Source organism: Paramicrobacterium fandaimingii (assembly GCF_011751745.2).
Lineage (GTDB): Bacteria > Actinomycetota > Actinomycetes > Actinomycetales > Microbacteriaceae > Paramicrobacterium > Paramicrobacterium fandaimingii.
This window is the reverse complement of sequence record NZ_CP061170.1, coordinates 1,151,926-1,170,788: the sequence shown is the minus strand read 5'-3', so window position 1 is coordinate 1,170,788 and position 18,863 is coordinate 1,151,926. Positions and strand designations below refer to the sequence as shown.

Below are 18,863 nucleotides of genomic sequence, written 5' to 3'. Positions count from 1 at the left end.
GTGGCGTGCCCCAGAACGGCGACCTCGGTCCGCGAGTGCCCCGGCATCCGGTTCTCACAGCGGGCCGATCGCTAGCATGGCAGAGTGCAGGGCAGAGAGAGTTCAGCGGACGACCCGCCGTTTGACGCGATCGTCGACGACTCCGGCGAGGCCCTCGCGAGCGACGCCACCGGCGACCGCGCGTCGACGGGGCATATGAACGCTCATTCGCGCATCGACATCTGGTGGGGCCGGATGCTGTCGACCCCCGCACGACAGCGAATCTGGAGCTGGGGCGGGCCGGCCTTCGTCACGCTGCTTGCCGCCGTGCTGCGCCTGTGGAACCTGGGCACCCCGCACGCACTCGTGTTCGACGAGACGTTCTATGTGAAAGACGCCTGGTCGCAGTGGAACAACGGCTACTCCACCACCTGGCCAGAGAACGCCGATGAGCAGTTCGCCGCGGGAGACACCGATCTGTTCAGCACCGTCGGCTCATACGTGGTGCATCCGCCGTTCGCCAAGTGGCTCATCGGCGCGGGCATGGCGGTCTTCGGCGCCGATTCCAGCGTCGGCTGGCGCGTCTCGACCGCCGTCGTCGGCGTGCTGGCCGTGCTGCTCGTCACTCTCATCGCCCGCCAGCTCTTCCAGTCGAAGCTTCTCGGCGTCATTGCGGGAGGGCTGCTCGCCATCGACGGGCACGCGATCGTCATGTCGCGCGTCGCCCTGCTCGACAGCTACGTCATGTTCTTCGCGCTGTGCGGGTTCGCGTGCGTGCTTCTCGATCGACGATGGCACGAACGGCGTCTTGCTTCAGCCCTCGCCGGGAACGCGGCATCCGATCGCCCTCTCACCTGGGGCCCGGCGATCTGGGCCCGGCCGTGGGTGATCACCGCCGGCGTGTTTTTCGGCCTGTGCACGGCGACGAAATGGTCGGGGCTCTATTTTCTCGCGGCATTCGGACTGTATCTGGTGGTCGTGGATGCTCTCGCGCGCCGCCGTGCCGGCGTGCCGTTCTGGGCGTCAGCCGCCATTCTCAAGCAGGGCCCTGCGACGTTTCTGCTGCTCGTTCCCGTCGCTCTCATCGTCTACATCGTGAGCTGGACCGGCTGGTTCGTCACCGACGGCGGCTACGACAGGCAGTTCGCCGCGACGGACGGCAACGCATGGACAGGCGCATTTTCGTGGGTTCCGCTCGCCCTGCAGAGCCTTGTCGCCTATCACCAGTCGATGTACGACTTTCACGTCGGGCTCTCCACTCCGCACCCGTATCAGTCGAACCCCTGGTCGTGGCTGCTCATGCTGCGGCCCGTCGCCATGTGGTACGAGGGCGTTCCCGACGGAACCGGCGGCTGCACGGGCGACTGCGTGCAAGACATCACATCCATTGCGAACCCGCTCATCTGGTGGGCCGGCGCCGCTGCGGCCGTCTACCTCGTCGTGCGTCTCATCCTGAAGCGCGAGTGGACGATCGGGCTCATTCTCATGGGGTTCGTCGGCGGGTACCTGCCCTGGCTTCTCTACACCGAGCGCACGGTCTTTCAGTTCTATTCGATCGCGTTCGAGCCCTACCTCATCTTGGCGCTGACGCTCGTGATCGGCCTCGTGCTCGGCAGACCGGGTGACCCGCCGGATCGACGAACGAGCGGCATCCTGACGGTTGGTGTCTTCGGCACATTCTGCCTGCTGCTCTCGGCGTTCTGGTATCCGCTCTGGACGGCGACGTCCGTTCCCACCTGGTTCATCGGGCTGCACTACTGGCTGCAGAGTTGGATCTGATTGGCTCGCCCCGTCAGAGCAGGACTACTCTGACGTCGGGCGAGAATATGGCGACGGGCGTGATGAGAGGAGAGCCGTGAGCACAGTCACTGTGGCCAGCACGGTTCGGATGCTGCCGGGCATCGCCGCGTGCGGGGCTGCCGCTCTCGTGTCGTGGGGCATCGCCGTTGGCGTGCCAGAGGTTCCGCTGCTCACGGCGTGCGTCGCTCTCGGCATTCTCTTCGCGCAGCTGCCGGGAACTCAGAGCCTCATACGCGGCGTCTTCGCTCCGGGACTTGCGTTCTCGTCGAAGAAGCTCATGCGCGCTGGCGTTGTGCTGCTCGGCCTCAAGCTGAGCATCATCGACATTGCGGGGCTCGGCTGGACGACGCTGCTGACGACGATCGCCATCGTGCTCATCACGTTCGCCGGCACCTACGGGTTGGGTCGGCTCTTCAAACTGCCAGGGCATGAACCGCTGCTCATGGCGACGGGGTTCTCCGTCTGCGGCGCGAGCGCGATCGGCGCGATGTCGGGCGTTGTCGGCGCGAAGCGCAGCGAGCAAGCGCATCCGGTGGCACTTGTCACGCTGTGCGGAACGCTCGCCATCTTCGTGCTGCCTGCGCTGTGGGGGCCGCTCGGGCTGTCGAATGAGCAGTTCGGGCACTGGGTCGGCGCCGGGGTTCACGATGTCGGCCAGGTTGTCGCGACGGCGCAGATCGCCGGCAGCTCGGCGCTGGCCATCGCTCTCGTCGTCAAGCTCACGCGTGTGCTGATGCTCGCGCCCATCGTCGCTGTCGCCGGAGCCGTCGAGCGTAAGCGCGCCACTCCGGCAAGCGGCGCGAAGCGCCCGCCGATCGTTCCGCTGTTCGTCGCCGGATTCATCATCGCCATCCTCGTACGCTCGTTCGTGCCGCTGCCCGAGGCTGTGCTGAATGGGGCCGACGTACTGCAGACCGTTCTTCTCGCCATGGCGCTCTTCGGCCTCGGCACCGCCGTCGACCTCAAGCGGCTGCTCACGGCGGGCTGGCGCGCCCTCGCTGTCGGCCTGCTCTCATGGGTGCTCATTGCGGCGCTCGCGCTCGGCGCTGTGCAGCTGGGCTGATCGCGCGGCACAGAAGAGTTTCCGGAGTCTGTATCGTCGAAGCATGAGCGAGATTCGCCTCATGCACGACGACGAGGTGATTCCGGATGCTGCGCAGGTGGCGCAGCTCGTCGCCGACCAGCATCCGCGATTCGCGCACCTGCCCGTGACACCGGTTGCCTCGTCTGGCACAGATAACGCCATGTTCCGCCTCGGCGACGAGCTCGCTGTTCGCCTGCCTCGGCGCCCAGGCATGGAGGAGCTTCCGGCTCACGAGCATCGCTGGCTTCAGCATCTGGCACCACAGCTTCCGGTCGCCGTTCCCGCGCCGGCAGCGCTGGGCGAGCCCGGGCACGGTTACCCGTATCCGTGGCTGGTGCTCACCTGGCTCGGGGGCGACAACCCGCGGGTCGGCGCCCTGCGGCATCCGCATGGTCTCGCCCGCGATCTTGGGGCTTTCACCCGAGCGATGCGCGCAATCGACACTGATGGTGCGCCCTCGACAGGCTTCTCGCTCGCCGAGCGCGACATTCAGGTGCGTCGCGACATCGAGGCGCTGCGCGACGAGATCGACGCGGATGCCGTGACGGCAGTGTGGGAGCGGGCGCTGACGCTCCCCGCGCACACCGAGAACACGTGGGTGCACAGCGATGTGGCGCCCGGAAACCTGCTGTTGCGCGGCGGCAGGCTGCACGGCGTCATCGACTTCTCGTGGTGCGGCATCGGCGACCCGGCGATCGATCTGCAGGTGGCGTGGAACCTGCTGCCCGCCGAGGCCAGGGCGACGCTGCGCGAGGCAAGCGGCGTCGACGAGGCGACGTGGCTGCGAGCGCGTGCGAGAGCGTTGGCGCAGGCGCTCGTGCAGCTGCCCTACTACAAGACGACGAACATTCCTCTGGCGACAAATGCCCGCCACGTCATCGCCGAGGTGCTGGCCAAGACTACCTGAGCACGCGATTGCGGCTCGCGAGCACACCGCAGACGAACTGCAGCGCGACGACGCCGAGCAGAACGACGAGGGGCAGCGTCCACGCTCCGGTGGCGTCGTGGATCGCACCGATCATGAGCGGTCCCACCGCGGCAAGAAGATAGCCGATCGACTGCGCCATGCCCGAGAGCGACGCCGCCGCTCGGTGATTGCTCGTACGCAAGCCGAACAGCGCCAACGCCAACACGATGAGGCCTCCCTGAGCGAACCCGATCATCGCGAGCCACAGCAGCGTGATGTGCGGGTTCACCAGAATGCCGGTGATGCCGAGCAACGACGACAGCGAGTAGATCGACACGACGAGGCGCTGGTCGCGCTGCCACTTGTGCAGCATCCATGCCGCCGTCAACGTTCCGGTGATGCCGAACACTTGGAAGGCGCTCTGGTGCCACCCCGCCGTGAATGCATCGATGCCGACGGACTGCTCGATTGCGGGCATCCACGTGATCACGACGTAGAAGATGGTGGACTGCAGCCCCATAAACACAGTCACCTGCCAGGCCAGGGCCTGCGTCCAGGGTGACTTTCCGCGCGCCGGCTCCTCGGCGATCTGCACGGCGCGCAGCTCGGTCGTCACGGCGCCGGGGCGGCGCATCTGCGGGGCAAACGCGGCGAAGGCGATGATCGCAAGGCCCGCCCAAACGCCGTACGCAATGCGCCATCCGTCGTCTGAGATGCCGGCGATGGGCACCGCGATGCCGGCGGCGACGGCGGCGAACGCAGACTGCACAGCCGAATACACGCCGGTCAGGCGCCCGATCTCACGCGGAAAGTCGCGCTTGAGTACAGACGGCAGCAGCACGTTGATTGCGGCGATGGCGATCCCGAGAACGAGGGTGCCGGCCCAGAGAAATGCATCGCCGGGAATGGATCGCGCCACGATTCCCGCGGCGAGCAGAATGAGTGAGCCACCGATTGTGCGTTCCAGGCCGAATCGCACGGCGATCCCCGGCATGACGGGTGAGAACGCGGCGAAGGCGAGCAGCGGAACGCTGATGAGGGCGGATGCTTCGATCGCCGACAGATCGGCGCCGGCGCGTGCCTGGTCGAGGACGGGCCCCACGGCGGTGATCGACGCGCGCAGGTTCGACGCGACAAGCAGGATGCCGATGATGACGAAGCCCGGGCGGAGCCGCCGTGCCCCGCCACCTGGCGTCGAGGCGCCCCGGTCTGCACCGGAGGAGCCGCGAGAAGTCATTGCTCAAGCCTATAGTTTTTCCGCAAGCAACCTGAATTTCTCCACCATGCGGAAATAGATCGCATCGCGTGCGGCGAGCACCCGTTCATGCGGCCCAGATCGTGCGCGCGCGGGCGTCGCGCCGCCCATCTGGGCCGCATGAACACCGCTACGTGACCCCGCGAGCGATTCCGCTTCGACCTCAGCACGGCTTGCGACGCAACACGTCAGACTCCATCGCCTTCCGCGAGATCGCGCAGTCGCTCGAGCGAGGTCTGCCAGTAGGCATCGAACGTGGCGACCCACGCCCCGAACGCACGGTTCATGCCCGTGGCATCGATGCGGTAGAGCTGCCGCCGCCCCTCCTTCGTCGCCGCAACCAACCCCGCGGCGCGCAACGTCATGAGGTGCTTCGAGATGCCCGACGCCACGAGGCCGGGAAACTCATCGGCGAGCTCCCCCACGCTGCGGACGCCATGCTCGGCGATCAGATCGAGAATGCGTCGACGCGTTGGGTCGGCGAGCGCGCGAAACGCATCCTCGCGCGGGTCAGGCTCTTGTTTGGACAACCTCGGCCAGCCCTTCGAGAACCCGGTGCGTCGACAAGCCCCGACGATACGATTCGGCGGTGCTCTGCCAGCCCGGCGTCCCGATGCCAGCGAAGCCATCGTGCGTCAGCGTCGCGCGCGTACCGCCGGAAGTCGGCTCGAGCTCTACGACGAGGCGAGCAGGATGCTTCCAGCCGGTGCCCTCCTCAAGCCAGGAGAGCACGAGACGCTTCTCGGGCACGAGTTCGAGCACGACACCACTGATCGTCGTGCCGTCTGACCCCAGCATCCTGTAGTCGCCGCCCACGACCAGGTCGATCACGATGTCGGGTCGCAGCCATTGCCGAAGCATCTCCTGCGTTGTGAACCACTTCCACACCGTGGTCGGCGGTGCGGAGATCTCAAGCGATCGGCTGATATCAGGCATCGACAACTCCCCCTGGCTCTTTCGTCAATATGTTACTGCTCGGTAAGTCTTACTGTACGGTAATGCATCACGCCGGTCAATGCGTCACTGTGTTACTCACGAGTTCGAGCGAGCGCATCCGCGCCGCTAACCTCGAGGCATGGCAGATCGCGAGTATGGCTTTCGCACGCGGGCAATCCACGCGGGCAACATCCCCGACCCCGAGACCGGTGCCCGGGCGCTGCCCATCTACCAGTCGACGGCCTTCGTCTTCGATGACTCAGCGGATGCCGCAGCCCGCTTCGCCCTGCAGAAGTACGGCAACATCTACGCGCGGCTCGCCAACCCGACTGTCGCGAGCCTCGAAGAGCGCGTGGCGAGCCTCGAGGGTGGACTCGGCGCCGTCGCGACGGCATCCGGACTCTCGGCTCAATACATCACGTTCGCGAGCCTCGTCGGTGCGGGCGACCACATCGTCGCGTCGTCGAGCCTGTACGGCGGGTCGATCACGCAGCTCGACGTGACGCTGCGCCGCTTCGGCGTCGACACGACGTTCGTGCACTCGACAGACCCGGCCGACTACGCCGCGGCGATCACCGACAAGACCAAGGCGATCTTCGCCGAGACCATCGCGAACCCCTCGGGCGAAATCGCCGACATCGAAGGGCTCGCCGACGTCGCCCACGCGCATGAGATTCCGCTCATCATCGACTCGACGATCGCCACCCCGTATCTCAACCGCCCGATCGAGTGGGGCGCCGACATCGTCACCCACTCGGCGACGAAGTTTCTCGGCGGGCACGGCACAACGATGGGCGGGCTCGTCGTCGAATCGGGTCGGTTCACGTATTCGCGCGAGAAGTTTCCGCTCTTCCATGAGCCCGTGCCTACCTACGGCGACCTGCAGTGGGCCGGCAACTTCGGTGAGTACGCATTTCTCACCAGGCTGCGCGCCGAGCAGCTGCGCGACATCGGGCCTGCACTCTCGGCGACCTCCGCGCAACAGCTCGCGCAGGGCATTGAGACGCTGCCGTTCCGCATGACCGCACATGTCGAGAACGCACGCGCCGTCGCCGAGTGGCTCGACGCAGACAGCCGCATCGAGTCGGTGTACTGGGCGGGGCTCGCAAGCCATCCGCACCACGAGCGCGCGAAGAAGTATTTGCCCCTCGGGCCAAGCTCCGTGTTCAGCTTCGTTGTCAAGGGCGGTCGCGCTGGCGGGCAGACCCTCATCGAGTCGGTGAACCTCGCCAGCCACGTCGCCAACATCGGCGATACAAAGACGCTCATCATTCACCCCGGATCGACGACGCACGCGCAGCTGACCGAGCAGCAGCTCGAGGATGCCGGTGTGCAGCCGGGCCTCGTGAGACTCAGCGTCGGCATCGAGGATGCTGACGACATCATCTACGATCTCGATCAGGCGCTCAGCCAGGCAGTGGAGGCATGATCATGGCTCAAGAAAAAGCGGCAGAGACAGACATCGTCGCACTGCAGAACGGGCTGAGCTGCGAAATGCCCGCAGACTCCCCCCTCGCGACGCTGCTGAAATCGCAGCGCACATGGATCGGACCCGACGCCAAGCAGCGCCTGGCGATTCTGCGGGAGGCGAAGACGATCGCTATCGTCGGCGCGTCGACGAACCCTGCGCGCGCAAGCTACTTCGTCGGGACGTACCTGCAGCAGTCAAGCGACTACACGCTCTATTTCATCAACCCGAACGCCGAAGAGATCCTCGGACAGCCCGTGTACCCCGACCTGGCATCGCTGCCGGAGAAGCCCGACATTGCCGTCGTGTTCCGCAAGGCGAGCGACATTCCTCAGGTCGTCGACGACGTCGTGGCCGCTGGCATTGAGACGATCTGGGTGCAACTGGGAATCTGGAACGAAGAAGCAGCCTATGACGGCGAGAAGAAGGGCCTCACCGTCGTCATGGACCGCTGCATCAAGGTTGAGCACGCACGCTTCCACGGCAAGCTCAATCTGTTCGGCTTCGACACCGGCGTGATCTCGTCGAAGAAGGGCCTGCGCTAAGACAATCTGCCCGGCGGGGTGGCAGCACTCCGGGCACCAGCGTGAGTTCATCACAGATTCGCGTGCAATCGGGCTTGTCGATGGCGAGCGGCCTGCAGATCCCTGAGAGTCGCGCACATGGATACTGCAGCGCGTCTGACGCAGGTTCCGTCTGGCCGGTGTTCTGGGCAATTCTCGGCGTCCTCGCCTTCGTCCTGGCCGTGCAGTTCGGCATGACGAGCACCGAGTGGTTCTCGAGGGATATATACCAGCTGTACGGCGATCAAATCACGGTGAGCTCCTACGCACTCATTCTGCTCGCCGGGCTCCCGTTCTCAACGCTCGTCTCGTCGCTCACCGGATTCGGCCAAGAACTCGGCTGGCGCGGCTTTCTCGCCTCCGCGCTTGCTCCGCTCGGCTTCTGGCAGTCGGCGCTCCTCACGGGTGTGATCGCCGGCATCTGGTATTCACCGCTCATCATGCTTGGGTACAACTTTGACCGCACCGAAGCCTGGAGCTCGAGCCCCGTCCATAGGCTGCAGCGTGTGTGCCTCTCCCCCGCGAGGCGGAGAGCGAAGTTCCGCCTGCGTGCGGATGACTGCAGCATCCGTTCTTCGTAGCGTCGGATGCATGGATACGTCAACGCAGACACAACAGGCACATTCAGCAGAGCACTCCGCACGAGTGCCCTGGGCCGCAGTCGTCGTGTACACGATTCTGGCGTGCGGGCTCGCGTGGCTTGTGATGCTGCCGCTCTGGCTCGGTGACGGCCTCGCCGACCCCCTGACAATGCCTCTGCTCGGCGCGATGATGTTCACACCGAGCGTCGCCGCGCTCATCGTGACGTTCACGATGGTGAAGCCGGTGAAAAAGGCCCGGTACCTCGGTTTCATCCCGTTCCGCCCGGTCTGGCGCAATATCGCGCTGTTCATCGGGTGGCCGATCATCTTTCTCGTTCTCGCTTTCGGCGCGTTCTTCATTGCCGTTGTGTGTGGCTGGACGACGCCTGATTGGTCGGCGTCGAGCCTTCAGCAAGCGCTCGGCGTCAACGTGTCAGTCGCGTCGTACATGGCCGTATCGTTCGCGTGGCTGCCGCTTACCGTGCTGATGAGCTCGGTCTCTGCATTCGGCGAAGAACTCGGTTGGCGCGGGTTTCTCACATCGGCTCTCGCGCCCCTCGGGTTCTGGAGATCAGCCGTGATTATCGGAATCATCTGGGGTCTGTGGCACGCGCCGATTATTCTGCTCGGCTACAACTTCAACCGCACGGATGTGACAGGGCTGCTCTGGATGTGCGGCTTCACACTGTGCGTCGGGGTGCTGCTTCAATGGTCACGGTACTGGACGGGCAACATCTGGCCCGCTGCCGTCGGCCACGGCGCCCTCAACTCTGTGACGTCTCTTACGTTCCTCTGGCTCCCGGCCGGGTTCGACGCGGCGACGTCCACCATTCTCGGCGCTCCCGGCTGGATCGCGATGGGCATCGTGATCGCGGTGCTCGCACTGCTGAAGCAACCGCGACGTAAGCTGGAGCTCGCTTCACCAGCACGTTCCTGACCAATGGCGAGGAGGCGACAGTGGGCATGACCACAGAGGTCCCCGAGGGGCTCAGCAATTTTCGCGACGTCGGCGGTCTGCCGGCGTCAGGCGGCAGCATCCGCGCTGGTCGGCTCTTTCGATCAGATGCGCTCGTCGCTCTGACGCCGATCGGCATCGATCAGTTTCGCCAGACGGGCATCTCCACGATCTTCGACCTGCGCAGTCGCGTCGAGGTGGAGCAGACACAGCCGATGCTCGACGAGTCCACACTTGCCGACTACGTCTCGCTTCCGCTTCTCGAGGGCGCGGTTCACGACACAGTGACGCAGGTTCCCACGCTCACCGAGCTGTACCGCGACCTCATTGACGAGGCCGGCGAGAGCTTCGCCCGCATTGGCGAATGGGTCGCGCTTCGATCCAGCGGCGGCGTGCTCGTACACTGCACGGCGGGCAAAGACCGCACGGGTGTCGCGATTGCACTTTTGCTCGATGCCGTTGGCGTTCCGCGCGAGCGCATCATTGCCGACTACGTGATCTCGGCTGAGAACCTCGCGGGAGCATGGAGCGCAATGATGCTCGGGCAGGTGCGAAGGATGGGCTTCGAGGTGACGCCCGCGGTTGAGAAGGTTGTCTGCGGGACGGATGCCGGGGCGATGCGCGCGGCGCTCGAGACCGTTGATGCCGAGTACGGCGGTTCACACGAGTACTTTGCTGCACACGGCCTCGACGAGCGAGCACTCACGGCTCTGCAGAACAGCCTGGTCGACGATGCGGAACCGCACGGCTGACGGGCGAGAACCGACGATCAACGCACGTGTTTGTGAACGCCCTCGGTCAGCTGCGCGTCACGCGCGCGACGGGAGAGCTTCGACGGCCACCAGATCGCGCGCCCGATGTCATAGCTGAGCGCAGGCACGAGCAGCGAACGCACGATGAAGGTGTCGAGCAGCACACCGAAGGCCACGATGAACGCGATCTGCACGAGGAACAGCACGGGAATCACCGAGAGCGCGGCAAACGTCGCGGCGAGCACGAGGCCGGCCGACGTGATGACGCCGCCCGTGATGGCAAGTCCGCGCACAATGCCGTCTCGCGTTCCGTGCTTGAGTGACTCCTCACGCACGCGCGTCATCAGGAAGATGTTGTAGTCGATTCCCAGGGCCACGAGAAACACAAAGCCGTACAGCGGAACCGCGGGGTCCGCTCCGGGGAACGTAAAGATGCCGTTGAAGGCGAGCGCCGCAACGCCGAGCGCCGTTCCGAACGACAGAACCGTGGTGAGCACAAGCAGCAGCGGGGCGAGAATCGAACGCAGCAGAAGCATCAGGATCACCATGATCACGACGAGGATCACGGGAATGATGAGGTTGCGATCGTGGATTGACGCGTCGTTCGTGTCGATGGCCGTCGCCGTCACACCGCCGACGAGGGCGCCAGGAACGGCATGCGCAAGTTCTGTGCGCAGGTCGCGAACCGTCACTGCAGCCGCGTCGGAATCGGCAGCATCAGACAGCGTCGCCTGCAGCATCACGTCACCATCGACGACCGTCGGGTCGGGCGCGGGCGCTCCCGGAGGGCCAACCGCCTTAATGCCATCGTCGGTGATCGTTGCCGACCCGCTCGGCGAATCGGCGGAGGTCACGGTGACGCTGTCGACGCCATCATGGTCACGCAGCACGTCGGCGGCGTTCAGCAGGGCGTTCTCATCAACGATGACGACAGCAGGGCTTCCTGACCCGCCCGGGAAATGCTCGCCGAGTACGGCCTGACCGTCGCGCGCCTCCGAGTTGCCGAGCACGAGGTCTGACTGCGGAACCCCGACGGCGTTCAGCTGCGTTGCACCGAAGACTCCGGCGAGCAGCACAAGCGCCGTCACGGCCCAGATCGTGCGGGGGCGACGCGTGATCGCTCGTGCAACCTTCGTCCAGATGCCCGTCGAGGGCATGCCGTGCTCGTCGGCAACGACCTCTGGCTCGTAGTGAGGCCGACGCGGCCAGAACGCTGCCCGACCGAAGACAAACAGCAGCGCTGGCAGAAGAGTGAGCGCCGAGAGCATGGCAAAGACGATGCCGATCGATGCGACAGGCCCGAGCGTGCTGTTCGACTTGAGGTCGCTCAGCAGCAGGCAGAGAAGCCCGGCGATGACGGTTCCGCCCGAGGCGATGATCGGCTCAAACGATCCTCGGATGGCGCGCATGCTCGCCGCCCACTTATCGGTATTGACGCGCAGCTCCTCACGATAGCGAGAGACATAGAGCAGCGAATAGTCCGTTGCGGCGCCGATGACCAGAATGAACAGGATGCCCTGGGTCTGCCCGCTCAGAAGAAGAACCTCGGCCTTTGCAAGCCACCACACGGTGAGCAGCGCAACGCACAGCGCGAAGAGACTTGTCGACAGCACGGCGATCGGCAGAAGGAACGAGCGGTACACGAGGATCAGAATGATGAAGACCGCGAGGAGAGCCACTCCGAGCAGAAGGCCGTCGATGCCGGCAAACGCGGCGACAAGGTCGGCCGAGAAGCCCGCTGGGCCTGTGACATGAACGGCGACGCCATCGGGCGCATCTGAGCGCAGCGTATCGCCAATGCTCGACACGACGTCGCCGACGTCAGCATCCGCATCAAGGGGAACAAACGCCTGAAGTGCGTGCCCATCGTCGGAGGGAATCGGCGGCGAGATGTCTGATGCGACGCCGGTCGCGCCATCGAGGCCCTCGAGTGCGTCGGTTACCGTGGCGATCTTCTCGTCGCTCAGTTCGTCGTCGCTGGAGAACACGACGATGGCTGGAATGGCGTCTGAGTCGCTGAAGTCTTCCCTGAGCGCCTGCACTTTGGTGGCATCGGCCGAGCTCGGAAGGTAGCTGGTCTGATCGTTCGAGGACACCTCGTCGACTTTGCCGAAGTAGGGTCCCCCAACGGATGCCGCGGCCAGCCAGACGATGATGAGAAGTGCGGGAATGACGACGCGCAGCCACCGCGGCGCGCGGTGATGCTGGCGCAGAGACGCGCGCGTTGGCAACGCCTGCGTGTTGTCGGATTGCTTTTCGTGCATCTACCTGTTCCCCCACCGAGAGCTTTTCACTAGCTAAGCTAGCAATAAGGGTAGCATGCAGATAGTTCGGCGTGTATCGCTCGTATTCAGCTAAGATCACCAGCATGATGGATCCCGAGAACACCTCGTCGAACATCTATGCGCTCGACGCGAGTGACCCGCAGAGTCGACTGATCGATCGGTCGGGACTCGACGACACCGATGTGCGCCAGATCAGCGAGCTGATGGGGTCACTCGGCAACCTGCGCGACGCCGAGCATCGGCTGTCAGAAGCATCCCTGCGGTATATGAAGCTCAACCAGACGGACATGCGCGCGCTGCATTACCTGATCGTCGCGCACAACCGGCAGCAGATCGCAACGCCCGGAGCGATAGCGACACACCTCGGCATCTCGACGGCATCCACGACAAAGCTTCTCGATCGCCTTGAGAAGGGCACCCACATCACGCGGCAGCCGCACCCCCACGATCGGCGCGCGCTCGCGATATCCATCACGCCCGAGACGCGTGAAGCCGCGATGGCCACCGTCGGTCGCCAGCAGGCGAAGCGGTTCCATGCTGCGGCGCGCCTCAGCCCCGCCGAGCGCGTCGTGGTCATGCGATTTATCGACGACATGGCCAACGAGATAGACCCCACCAATCTCGACTGGGCAGAGCCGAACTCCCCCGCGGAATAGTCGGCTCACCCGTCGAGGCAGCGCGCAATCACATGAAAGACGTGCCAGTGCTTCGGCCCGTCGAACGCGCGCCCGTCGCGCTCGTCTTCGTCGAGAAGCAGCGTCTCGAGCCCCCACAGCATCCGTTCGACATCGTTACGGGTGTGGAAGGTCATGCCCGGCGTTCCCGCCCACTCATCCCGCATGCCAAAGAATTCGACGGCGAGAAGGCCGCCCGGGCGCAGACACGTGCGAATCGCTCCCCACAGCGCGTCGAAGTGCTCATGGGGGCAGAACGGCAGGGCAAAACCCGAGAAGACCAGATCGGATGCCGGCAGCTCGGCGATCTGCGCAAAGTCTGTCCTCCGCGCAGTGACGCCCTCGATTTCGTGCAGCCGATCGGGTAACCCGGCGTCGCCGTCAATCGCCGTGACGCGCCAGCCGCGAGAGGCAAGCTCACGCGTTTCAAGACCGTCGCCCGCCCCGAGGTCGACCGCGTGTCCGGGAGGTCGATCGCCCCAATGCTCGAGTGCAGCGATCAGATTCTTGCGCGGCGGCCGGCCCGACATCGCCTTGTAATAGGCATCCCAATCGAACGTCGGCGTCATGCCACCATGCTCGCACAACGCCGCGACACTACACTTACCACGTGGCAGAGGGAGAGAACGTCTCGGAGGATAAGGGCACAGTGGAGAACGACACTGTGGAGAACGTACGCATACGCGTACTCGGCCCCGTGCTCGTCGACGACGAACCCGTGTCCGGACCGCTCCCCCGGCGGCTCATCGCTGCGCTCGCTCTCGCAGCTCCGCTCGTCGCCAGCACCCAGCGACTCGTTGACGACGTCTGGGGTGACGACGTTCCTGACCGTCCACGCGCCGCACTGCAAACGCTGGTCTCCCGGGCGCGAAGACTGCTCGGCACCGAGGCCATCGCGTCGGGCCCCGCCGGGTACCGGCTCACGGTCGGCACCGACCTTGACATCGCGCGTCGCGCATCAGAACCCGATGAACTCGCCGCGGCTCTGGCTCACTGGCACGGCGATCCCGGCGACGACCTCGGCGATGCACCCGTCGCCGAGAGCCTCCGTCTTCAAGGCGCGACGCTGCATTCAAGCATTCTTCGCTCGAGAGCACGCGCACTGCTGAACGGTGGTCGCCTCGACGAGGCGGTCGCCGCGCTCACCCCGCTTGTCGACGCCTCGCCCATTGATGAGGACTCGGCAGTTCTGCTGATGCGCGCGCACGCCGAAAACGGGCACAAAACAGACGCACTCGCCGTGTTCGCCCGACTGCGCGGCGCACTTGCCGAGATCCTCGGCACCACGCCAGGCAGCGATGCCATCGAGCTCAACACGAAGCTCCTGCGCGATGATTCACCGCAGCGCAAACAGATTGGTGTGCGTGCACGTCGTGGCCCCCTTGTGGGACGCGACGCCGACATCGCCGCGGTCGAGGCCGCCGTTGACTCGCACCGCCTCACGACCATCCTCGGCGTCGGCGGCCTCGGCAAAACCAGCCTGGCACACGAGGTGGCACGCCGATCTCACGCGCCACTCACTGTCGTTGTCGAGCTGGCCGGAGCGACAAGCCCCGATGACGTGCTCATCACGGTGACGTCGACTCTCGGCATCCGCACGGTCAGTTCGGTCGCCCGGTTGTCTGACCCGCTCGTGCTCACCGATCTGCGATCACGCGCCGTGGCGACGCTCGCCGAGCGCGAGACGCTGCTGGTTCTCGACAATTGCGAGCACCTCGTCGATGCGGCCGCATCCCTCGCCGATCACGTGCTCAGCGCCGTCCCGACGCTGCGCATTCTGGCAACAAGCAGGTCACCGCTCGCGATCGAAGGAGAGCAGGTAATCGCCCTCCCCCAGCTTTCCCTGACGGATGCCGGTGGGCCCGGCTCTGCCATCGAGCTGTTTCTGCAGCGCGCCCGCGCGATCAGACCGGGCGCCGAGCTTGATCCCGATGCCGTGCACCGCATCTGCGCGAGCCTCGACGGGCTCCCCCTCGCCATTGAGCTCGCCGCGGCACGTGTGCGCTCCATGTCCCTCGACGACATTGAGCGCCGGCTGCGCGACCGCTTTGCCCTGCTCACCGCCGTCGACCGCTCCGCTCCGGCGCGACACCGCACTTTGTTCGCCGTGATCGACTGGAGCTGGAAGCTTCTTGAACCACGGCAGCGCAAGACGCTGCGCCGTCTGTCTCTGTTCGCCGACGGGTTCACCGCCGAGGCAGCAGGCGAGGTAGCCGGCGACGGTGCCGACGTCATCGACGATCTCGACGCCCTCGTCATGCAATCGCTCGTTCAGGTGCGCGACGAGGGGTCTGCCGTGCGGTACCGCCTGCTGGAGACCGTCGGCGAGTTTGCCCGCGATCGTCTCGATGACGCTGGCGAACGCACGATGATCGACGCGCGGTACGACGAGTGGATTACCCGGTTGGCACTCGACCTCTTCGATCAGATGCTCGGCGCGCAGCAGCTCGATGCGCTCACCGTCGCTGTGACGGAACGCGAGAATCTCGTCGCGGCGCTGCGTCACGCGATCACGCGCTCCACAAGCGACGTGGTGTATGCCCTGTTCGGGTTGCTCTCGCTTGTCTGGTCGATCAGGGGCGAGCATGAGGAGTTCTTGGGCTTCGGCACCGACGTGCTGGCGGCATCCGATGATCATGCCGTTTCACCGCGCATCATCAACGCTGCGGCGCTGGGACTGTCGATGCTCGCCGTGACATTTCTGATGTTCGGCGCGAATCGCGTCGCCTACCCGGCACTCTCTCGTCTTCGACATTTCGTCAGCACGAAGCACGTCACCGATGCCCGCGCGCTCACCCTCACGGAGATGCTCGCGCTGCCCCCGATCAGCACAGACGCCGGCGCCGAGTCGCTGTTCTCCTGGGTGGACGCGCAGCTGCAGCACGATGACGATGCCCGAGCGGCCTATGCCGCTGTGCTTGGGGCAAACGGTGCAGAGAACCTCGGCGAATATCGCCGCGCCCTGGAGTACGCACGCGCCGGCCATGCCCGAGCAACTGCTCTGCACGACACCTGGCTTCAGGCAATGGCCGCGTCCGTCGTCGCCCAGCTTCTCAGCCAGAACGAGCGAGTTGCCGAGGTGAGGCCATGGGCACATGCTGCGACGGACGCGCTCGCGAAGATCGGTGCAGACGAAGACATGGTTCAAGCACGATGGATGCTGTCGCTCGCGGAGCTACACCAGGGCGACGCCTCGGCCGCGCGTGCGATGCTCGCCGACATGGGCGAAGATTCTCCCGGCGAGCTTCGCGGGCTTCTGCTGGCTCTCGACGCGGAGATCGCCGTTCATGATGGTCGCCTGACCGATGCGATCGCCGCGCTCGACGCCGGGTTGGCGCAGCTTGAGATCAGTGGCGGCCGCTCTGCGCCGTGGCTGGTGCTCGCCATGGCGACGAGGGCGCTGACCAGGCGCCGTTCCGGGGTGCCGCGCGAGTCGCTTCTCGCCGACTCCGACCGCCTCTCGGCACGTGTTCGTGCGCTGATTCGTGTGCGCGGCTGGTCAACCGATCAGCCGGTCACAGGGTCGGGCATCGCGGCTGTGGGGGCTATTGCCCTCGACGATGCCGCGACAGCGCAAACGGGCGTTGAACTTCTGGTGCTCGCCGAACAGATGGGCTACCGGCGTGATTTCGCCGTGCTGTCTGCCCCCGTCTTGCTCGCGCAGGCCGAACAGGTGCGAGGAGCCGATGCCGTCGCCGAGGCCCGCGCGGTCGCGGCATCCCTCTCCCCGTTTGGCCGCCTCGACCGCGCCGCCGAGCTTCTCACTCTGCTGGCACGTGCACAGTCGGGCTCGGGAACCCACCGGGCCGCAGCCGACGAGTGAGCCCCTCGGCGCGGCGCTCGCTGCCGTACTACTCGTGTGCGTCTGACGCCTCGCCGCGCATCTCCAGGCGAATCTGGTCTGCGTCAAGCACGGCAAGTGCGTTAGTGAGGGCATCGGCTGAGTAGGTGCCGTCGTTGCGCGCGTCGAGAAGGGCTGCACGCTGCGCCTCAATGACTGCGAGCGCTCGACTGGGCCGTGCGGCGCCCTCTTCTGTGCTCTCGGGCACGGCATCGGCCACCTCGCTCAGGAGCGTCAGCATCCGTCGGCGCTCAGCGATCTGCTCGACGGGGCTCTCGACACTCGGCTTGACGCGGCGCACCACCCAACCGAGCGATCCTCCCTGCAGCAGCAGCGACCCGACGGCGACGATGAACGCGACAAGAATCAGCATCGAGCGATGCGGCGTGTCTGCAGGCAAGGTCTGCGCCGCGGCAAGCGTCACCGCGCCCCGCATGCCCGCCCACACAACGACGGAGCCCTCTCGCCACCCGAACGGCTTGCTCATGAAGTAGTCGATGTCAGCGCCCATGCGCCGCAGCCGCGCGTTGAAGCGCTCGAGGGTGCGGGCGCCCCGCGGCCCGCGTGGCTGCGGCCCCTGTTGACCCCGCTGCACGTCGCTGCCTCGGCCACGTCCCGGCCCTCTGCGTTGGGCGGCGGCTCCGGGGCCACCGAGGAATGCGGCGGGATCGGCCGTGTGCTCATCGAGGCGTTTTTGCGCGGCATCGAGCCGCGGGCGCATATCTCTGTGTCTCTCCGTGCGCCGACGCGACGCCAACAGCAGCACGCCGACGTAGGCCATGCGCACGAGCAGCGTGATCGCAAGGGCGCCGAGGGCATACAGCAGCGGCGAGAATCCGTGGTCTTCGGCGATGCTGTGGGCGACGATCGCTTTGAGCTCAAGCCCCATGAGCAGAAACACGACACCTTCGAGCACCAGCTCTATTGTCTTCCAGTTCTGCTCCTCGGCGATGCGGTGCGAGGGCGACAGCCGCTTGATCGCGCCACGCCCCGTGACAAGTCCTGCAACGACGGCGGCGACGAGCCCCGACGCGCCGAGCATCTCGGCAGGCACCGACGCGATGAAGGGAATCGTGAACGAGATGACGGTGTTCACCGTCGGGTCTTCAACGCGCGAGCGCACCGCGAGGTTTGCCCAACCGACGAACACGCCGATCACCGAGGCGATCGCCACCGAGTAGGCGAAACTTCCGACAACGCTCCAGAGCGAGACGGATGCCGCGGCGCCAGCCACCGCGGAACGCAGCAGCACGAGCGCTGTCGCGTCGTTCAGCAGGCTTTCACCCTCGAGCATCGTGACGACACGTGAGCTCACGCCGATGCGTTTGACGATGGATGTGGCGACAGCATCCGTTGGGCTGATGATGGCTCCGAGTGCAATGCCCCACGCAAGGCTGAGCCCGGGGATCACCCACGAGAAGAACAATCCGAGCACGACGGCGCTGCCGACGACGAGCACCACAGAGAGGCCTCCGATCGCGGTGAACTCGCGGCGAAAGTCCATGGTGGGCATCGATACCGACGCCGAGTACAGCAGCGGGGGCAACACACCGGCGAGTATCCACTCCGGCTCGATGTGCACGTCGGGAACGACGGAAACGAGGCTCACGACGATGCCGAAAATCACAAGCAGCAGCGGGTTCGCCACCCCGATCTTCGGCGCGAGTGCCGATGCGGCGGCAATGACCACGAGGGCGAGCACCGCGATGACGAGAAACGTCTCCATCTGTGCCTTTCGTGTGATGTTGTGCTGTTCACAGCGTAGAACCCCGGGCCCGCGCGT

The 18,863-nt window shown here is 65.6% G+C and carries 16 protein-coding genes; 10 read left to right on the top strand and 6 right to left on the bottom strand.

Going from position 1 to position 18,863, the window contains the following annotated elements; genetic code table 11:
- Positions 1-84: 84 nt before the first annotated feature.
- The 3 genes from HCR84_RS05635 to HCR84_RS05625 all read left to right on the top strand — a co-directional run bounded on the left by HCR84_RS05635 (position 85) and on the right by HCR84_RS05625 (position 3,770).
- Positions 85-1,758 carry a dolichyl-phosphate-mannose--protein mannosyltransferase gene (locus HCR84_RS05635; protein WP_244972573.1) on the top strand — a complete coding sequence of 558 codons (1,674 nt, stop codon included), beginning with the start codon at positions 85-87 and terminating at the stop codon, positions 1,756-1,758.
- A gap of 109 nt (positions 1,759-1,867) precedes the next feature.
- Positions 1,868-2,842, top strand: coding sequence for a YeiH family protein (locus tag HCR84_RS05630; RefSeq protein ID WP_166984356.1), 975 nt, complete (start codon positions 1,868-1,870; stop codon positions 2,840-2,842).
- 43 nt (positions 2,843-2,885) lie between these two features.
- The gene (locus tag HCR84_RS05625) at positions 2,886-3,770 is read left to right on the top strand and encodes an aminoglycoside phosphotransferase family protein (RefSeq protein WP_166984320.1); all 885 of its coding nucleotides are present in this window, start codon (positions 2,886-2,888) and stop codon (positions 3,768-3,770) included.
- On the opposite strand, the gene HCR84_RS05620 is transcribed toward HCR84_RS05625, so the two are convergent.
- From HCR84_RS05620 to HCR84_RS05610, 3 genes are all read right to left on the bottom strand, one after another.
- Positions 3,763-5,007, bottom strand: coding sequence for a CynX/NimT family MFS transporter (locus tag HCR84_RS05620; protein ID WP_166984321.1), 1,245 nt, complete (start codon positions 5,005-5,007; stop codon positions 3,763-3,765). The two genes, HCR84_RS05625 and HCR84_RS05620, sit on opposite strands and share 8 nt — an antisense overlap.
- 206 nt (positions 5,008-5,213) lie before the next feature.
- Positions 5,214-5,555 carry an ArsR/SmtB family transcription factor gene (locus HCR84_RS05615; RefSeq protein ID WP_166984322.1) on the bottom strand — a complete coding sequence of 114 codons (342 nt, stop codon included), beginning with the start codon at positions 5,553-5,555 and terminating at the stop codon, positions 5,214-5,216.
- Positions 5,536-5,961, bottom strand: a complete 426-nt coding sequence (locus HCR84_RS05610; RefSeq protein WP_166984323.1) for an SRPBCC family protein — start codon at positions 5,959-5,961, stop codon at positions 5,536-5,538. Before HCR84_RS05610 ends, HCR84_RS05615 begins: the two co-directional genes overlap by 20 nt.
- Before the next feature lie 139 nt (positions 5,962-6,100).
- On the opposite strand from HCR84_RS05610, the gene HCR84_RS05605 reads away from it, so the two are divergent.
- The 5 genes from HCR84_RS05605 to HCR84_RS05585 all read left to right on the top strand — a co-directional run bounded on the left by HCR84_RS05605 (position 6,101) and on the right by HCR84_RS05585 (position 10,280).
- Positions 6,101-7,390 carry an O-acetylhomoserine aminocarboxypropyltransferase/cysteine synthase family protein gene (locus tag HCR84_RS05605; protein ID WP_166984324.1) on the top strand — a complete coding sequence of 430 codons (1,290 nt, stop codon included), beginning with the start codon at positions 6,101-6,103 and terminating at the stop codon, positions 7,388-7,390.
- 65 nt (positions 7,391-7,455) lie between these two features.
- Positions 7,456-7,974: a CoA-binding protein gene (locus tag HCR84_RS05600; RefSeq protein WP_244972599.1), complete on the top strand. Its 519-nt coding sequence runs from the start codon at positions 7,456-7,458 to the stop codon at positions 7,972-7,974.
- A gap of 41 nt (positions 7,975-8,015) precedes the next feature.
- Entirely contained in the window at positions 8,016-8,573 is a 558-nt protein-coding gene (locus tag HCR84_RS05595; protein WP_166984326.1) for a CPBP family glutamic-type intramembrane protease, read from the top strand.
- Positions 8,574-8,583: 10 nt separating this feature from the next.
- A complete protein-coding gene (locus tag HCR84_RS05590; RefSeq protein WP_166984327.1) occupies positions 8,584-9,510 on the top strand; it encodes a CPBP family intramembrane glutamic endopeptidase in 927 nt (308 codons plus the stop codon).
- Between the two features lie 26 nt (positions 9,511-9,536).
- The gene (locus HCR84_RS05585; RefSeq protein ID WP_166984328.1) at positions 9,537-10,280 is read left to right on the top strand and encodes a tyrosine-protein phosphatase; all 744 of its coding nucleotides are present in this window, start codon (positions 9,537-9,539) and stop codon (positions 10,278-10,280) included.
- Between the two features lie 17 nt (positions 10,281-10,297).
- On the opposite strand, the gene HCR84_RS05580 is transcribed toward HCR84_RS05585, so the two are convergent.
- The gene (locus HCR84_RS05580; RefSeq protein WP_166984329.1) at positions 10,298-12,544 is read right to left on the bottom strand and encodes an MMPL family transporter; all 2,247 of its coding nucleotides are present in this window, start codon (positions 12,542-12,544) and stop codon (positions 10,298-10,300) included.
- 104 nt (positions 12,545-12,648) lie between these two features.
- On the opposite strand from HCR84_RS05580, the gene HCR84_RS05575 reads away from it, so the two are divergent.
- On the top strand, positions 12,649-13,221 hold the full coding sequence (locus HCR84_RS05575; RefSeq protein ID WP_166984330.1) for a MarR family winged helix-turn-helix transcriptional regulator: 573 nt from the start codon (positions 12,649-12,651) through the stop codon (positions 13,219-13,221).
- Positions 13,222-13,226: 5 nt separating this feature from the next.
- Here the strand turns inward: HCR84_RS05575 and HCR84_RS05570 are convergent, their stop codons facing one another.
- Entirely contained in the window at positions 13,227-13,808 is a 582-nt protein-coding gene (locus HCR84_RS05570) for a class I SAM-dependent methyltransferase (RefSeq protein ID WP_166984331.1), read from the bottom strand.
- 41 nt (positions 13,809-13,849) lie between these two features.
- Here HCR84_RS05570 and HCR84_RS05565 point away from each other — a divergent pair, with 41 nt between their 5' ends.
- The gene (locus HCR84_RS05565; RefSeq protein WP_166984332.1) at positions 13,850-17,062 is read left to right on the top strand and encodes an ATP-binding protein; all 3,213 of its coding nucleotides are present in this window, start codon (positions 13,850-13,852) and stop codon (positions 17,060-17,062) included.
- Positions 17,063-17,090: 28 nt separating this feature from the next.
- On the opposite strand, the gene HCR84_RS05560 is transcribed toward HCR84_RS05565, so the two are convergent.
- Positions 17,091-18,806, bottom strand: coding sequence for a cation:proton antiporter (locus HCR84_RS05560; RefSeq protein ID WP_166984333.1), 1,716 nt, complete (start codon positions 18,804-18,806; stop codon positions 17,091-17,093).
- Between the last annotated feature and the right edge of the window lie 57 nt (positions 18,807-18,863).

What these genes read in the sequence shown, in the direction of transcription:
- HCR84_RS05620 (WP_166984321.1), bottom strand. Translation starts at nt 5,007, where the DNA reads ATGACTTCTCGCGGCTCCTCCGGTGCAGACCGGGGCGCCTCGACGCCA.
- HCR84_RS05625 (WP_166984320.1), top strand. Translation starts at nt 2,886, where the DNA reads ATGAGCGAGATTCGCCTCATGCACGACGACGAGGTGATTCCGGATGCT.
- HCR84_RS05575 (WP_166984330.1), top strand. Translation starts at nt 12,649, where the DNA reads ATGATGGATCCCGAGAACACCTCGTCGAACATCTATGCGCTCGACGCG.
- HCR84_RS05585 (WP_166984328.1), top strand. Translation starts at nt 9,537, where the DNA reads ATGACCACAGAGGTCCCCGAGGGGCTCAGCAATTTTCGCGACGTCGGC.
- HCR84_RS05560 (WP_166984333.1), bottom strand. Translation starts at nt 18,806, where the DNA reads ATGGAGACGTTTCTCGTCATCGCGGTGCTCGCCCTCGTGGTCATTGCC.
- HCR84_RS05570 (WP_166984331.1), bottom strand. Translation starts at nt 13,808, where the DNA reads ATGACGCCGACGTTCGATTGGGATGCCTATTACAAGGCGATGTCGGGC.
- HCR84_RS05610 (WP_166984323.1), bottom strand. Translation starts at nt 5,961, where the DNA reads ATGCCTGATATCAGCCGATCGCTTGAGATCTCCGCACCGCCGACCACG.
- HCR84_RS05580 (WP_166984329.1), bottom strand. Translation starts at nt 12,544, where the DNA reads ATGCACGAAAAGCAATCCGACAACACGCAGGCGTTGCCAACGCGCGCG.
- HCR84_RS05600 (WP_244972599.1), top strand. Translation starts at nt 7,456, where the DNA reads ATGCCCGCAGACTCCCCCCTCGCGACGCTGCTGAAATCGCAGCGCACA.
- HCR84_RS05590 (WP_166984327.1), top strand. Translation starts at nt 8,584, where the DNA reads ATGGATACGTCAACGCAGACACAACAGGCACATTCAGCAGAGCACTCC.
- HCR84_RS05630 (WP_166984356.1), top strand. Translation starts at nt 1,868, where the DNA reads ATGCTGCCGGGCATCGCCGCGTGCGGGGCTGCCGCTCTCGTGTCGTGG.
- HCR84_RS05605 (WP_166984324.1), top strand. Translation starts at nt 6,101, where the DNA reads ATGGCAGATCGCGAGTATGGCTTTCGCACGCGGGCAATCCACGCGGGC.